Genomic DNA, 407 nt, shown 5'->3' with positions numbered 1-407 from the left:
GTTTCCAAAAGAAGTCTTGGTTGGTCACTCAGTTCATTGAAACCTAAAGTGTTTCCTAAGAAACATTTTGGATTATCATCAACGAGTGCCCACACAGATTGATAGGTCTATATTGTTAAAGAGCTTTGCTTTCAGTGTGTTACCACTTAGGCAGGACGCGTATAATACGCGACTGACTTTGAAAGTCAACATAAAACTCTCAACTTTTTACTTCTGGATCTTTAAACAATCTGGAAATACAGTCTTAAAGTTTTATGGTGACTGAACTCAATGAGTTCAATCAAAATCAAAGCCTGGCGATGTCCTACTCTCACATGGGGAGACCCCACACTACCATCGGCGCTATTGCGTTTCACTTCTGAGTTCGGCATGGAAATCAGGTGGGTCCACAATGCTATGGTCGCCAA

At 41.3% G+C, this 407-nt stretch carries 1 rRNA gene; it reads right to left on the bottom strand.

Going from position 1 to position 407, the window contains the following annotated elements:
* Positions 1-291: 291 nt before the first annotated feature.
* Positions 292-407: ribosomal RNA gene (gene rrf, locus HC752_RS24455) — 5S ribosomal RNA — on the bottom strand.

The organism is Vibrio sp. S9_S30, assembly GCF_014694455.1.
In the GTDB taxonomy this organism is placed as follows: domain Bacteria; phylum Pseudomonadota; class Gammaproteobacteria; order Enterobacterales; family Vibrionaceae; genus Vibrio.
This window is presented reverse-complemented; position numbering and strand designations above follow the sequence as displayed.